Origin of the sequence: Terriglobus sp. YAF25, assembly GCF_052113305.1 — a bacterium.
In the GTDB taxonomy this organism is placed as follows: domain Bacteria; phylum Acidobacteriota; class Terriglobia; order Terriglobales; family Acidobacteriaceae; genus Terriglobus.
The window spans coordinates 1-2,292 of the sequence record NZ_JBFRCY010000999.1 but is presented as its reverse complement, the minus strand read 5'-3'; the positions used below and the strand labels follow the sequence as shown (position 1 = coordinate 2,292).

General features: G+C 59.6%; 4 protein-coding genes. All 4 read left to right on the top strand.

The window, feature by feature from the left end:
• Positions 1-645: GDSL-type esterase/lipase family protein (locus AB4043_RS25995; RefSeq protein ID WP_442308588.1), on the top strand; the 645-nt coding region annotated here is incomplete at its 5' end.
• A gap of 59 nt (positions 646-704) precedes the next feature.
• On the top strand, positions 705-1,229 hold the full coding sequence (locus AB4043_RS25990; protein WP_442308587.1) for a helix-turn-helix domain-containing protein: 525 nt from the start codon (positions 705-707) through the stop codon (positions 1,227-1,229).
• Positions 1,178-1,822: a hypothetical protein gene (locus AB4043_RS25985; protein WP_442308586.1), complete on the top strand. Its 645-nt coding sequence runs from the start codon at positions 1,178-1,180 to the stop codon at positions 1,820-1,822. The genes AB4043_RS25990 and AB4043_RS25985 overlap by 52 nt, the downstream gene beginning before the upstream one ends.
• Positions 1,823-1,884: 62 nt before the next feature.
• Positions 1,885-2,292, top strand: a 408-nt coding sequence (locus AB4043_RS25980) for an FAD-dependent oxidoreductase (RefSeq protein ID WP_442308585.1), incomplete at its 3' end; no start/stop codon positions are given.

Below are 2,292 nucleotides of genomic sequence, written 5' to 3'. Positions count from 1 at the left end.
CTCTTGATGGCGGTTACGATGCATGGGCAGACACATGTGGTGAACGCCGGCTTTGGCGGCAGAAATACCGCCGAGCTCGAAAAACGTTTTGCGCAGGAGCTGGCGGAGGCCAAGCCTGCCTATGTCGTTCTCTTCGCCGGCACCAACGATGCATTGAACGACGCCAAGTTTCTCACTCCATTGCAGACCAGAGAGCACCTTACCGCGATGGTCCAGCAGGCCCAGGCTGCCGGAGCGGCCGTGGTTCTGGTGACCGTGCACGATCCGGATCTCACGCGGTTGCTGGAACGTCATCGGCCGGAGGCATATGGTATTTTGCCGCCGCTGGAGCGGGTGGCCCAGGTGAACGCCGTGATCGAAGAAGTAGCCCGGACCCACCATGCGGCCGTTGTCCCATTTCACGACATTCTGCAGCAGGCCGGCGGCGCCAGTGCCGAGCTCAGTACCGATGGAGTTCACCTCACAGCGAAAGGCTACGGCATGCTGGCGGCGGCGGTACGCTCGAAGCTTCCACCGCAGATCTCTCCGAACGTTTCGATTTTGTGCATGGGTGACAGCCTGACTTATGGCATCGGCGTCCGTCCTGATGGCACTCCAGAGAGCGCCGAAACCTACCCTGCGCAACTTCGCGCTCTGCTTCAGTGACGACAACGCTGGCGACAGGAGTTTGATGACACACCCTAGGCCTGCGTAGAATGCCCTGCATGGCAACGACTCTCCCGCCGCCGGTTCAGGAATCTTCGGAGACTTCCGGCGCCATCGAAGCGCATGTGCAGCGAGTGCTGCATAGTCCGCACTTCGCCCGGGCGGAAACGCAACGCAAGTTGTTGCAATACCTGTGGGAGCATCGCTTTGAGAGTGTGAGCGAGTATGCCATCGCCACAGAGGCGCTTGGCCGGCACAGCAACTTCGATTCCACGACGGACGCGTCGGTCCGCGTCCATATCTCCCGCCTGCGCCGCAAGCTGAAGGACTACTACCAGCAGGAGACCGATGAGCCTGAGCTCCTGGTCATCCCCACCGGCACCCATCAACTGATGGTGCTTGATCATCCGGCGCCTGCGATTGTGGCGCCCTTGCCGGAGCCGGATCTCGATCAGCCCCGATCCGCATCATTCTACCGACGCCGATCTTGTTTTCGTTTCCGAATGCCCCGACCTTCCGTTTCCGCTCCACGATGGTCAACGACTACAGCGATATTCCAAAGGACCCTCAGTTCGAGGCGTTGACGAAGGATCTGGGAAAGCCGTCGTTGGAGCAGCCCTACACCGTATCCTGGGACACCCTTGCTGCCATCGATATGGCGCGCTACCTGGACTCGGTCGGCGCCAAACAGCGCGTCTCGTTCGATGTGACCCGTGACCTGTCTCCGATGGTCCTGGAACAGGCGAATGTGATTACCCTCGGGACTCACCAGACGCTCCAGCCGCTCCACGACTATCTACAGGCGATGAACTTCACGCTGTCGCAGTCGGAGCTGCGGGTGACCAATGCTCATCCTGCCAAGGGAGAGCAGACATCTTACGAGATCATCCGTAAGTCGAGGGACCGTGAGGTGCGTCCCTCTATTATTTCCATTCTGCCAGGCCGTGCACCGGGACTCAAAGTCCTCCTGATGCAATCTCGAGACACAGGAGCTCTGGTTGCACTCATCTCGTCTTCGGCCGGCTCCAACTCCATTGAGGAGATGTGGAGGAAAAACGGTTCACCTAAATACTTTGAAATGGTGACTTATACCGAGGTGGAGAACAATCGGGCGCTACGTACATGGCCGGTGGCAATGCATGTCTTCACCGCGCAAGCCCCTGCAAATTCAATGTAACAGCGCGTAACATACGGCTCGAAACGTGTCAGCGACGCCACTGGGATGGCAGTATCCATTTCATGACTGGATTGCTGCATCGCATATTCCCCCTTACTGCTGCTCTTCTTCTTTTCGCCCCGCCAGCCATCTCGCAAAGCGCTCCGCCGTCCGTTGACCTGGTGGTCTACGGCGGCACGGCCTCTGGTGTCATGACCGCGTATGCTGCCGCAAAGGAAGGGCTGCATGTCGTCCTGCTCGAACCTGGCACGCACCTTGGCGGCATGGTGACCGGCGGGCTTTCGGCGACCGATGTCGCGCACTATCAGATCATTGGAGGCTACGCCCGCGAATTCYACCGTCAGGCCGCCGCTCACTACGGCGTGCGCACCCTGAACAAGCACGACGACTGGCTCTCGGAGCCAAAGGTGGGAGAGGCGATCTTCCAGCAGTGGCTCAAGCAGGCGGGCGTCGAAGTTCAGTTCCACGAG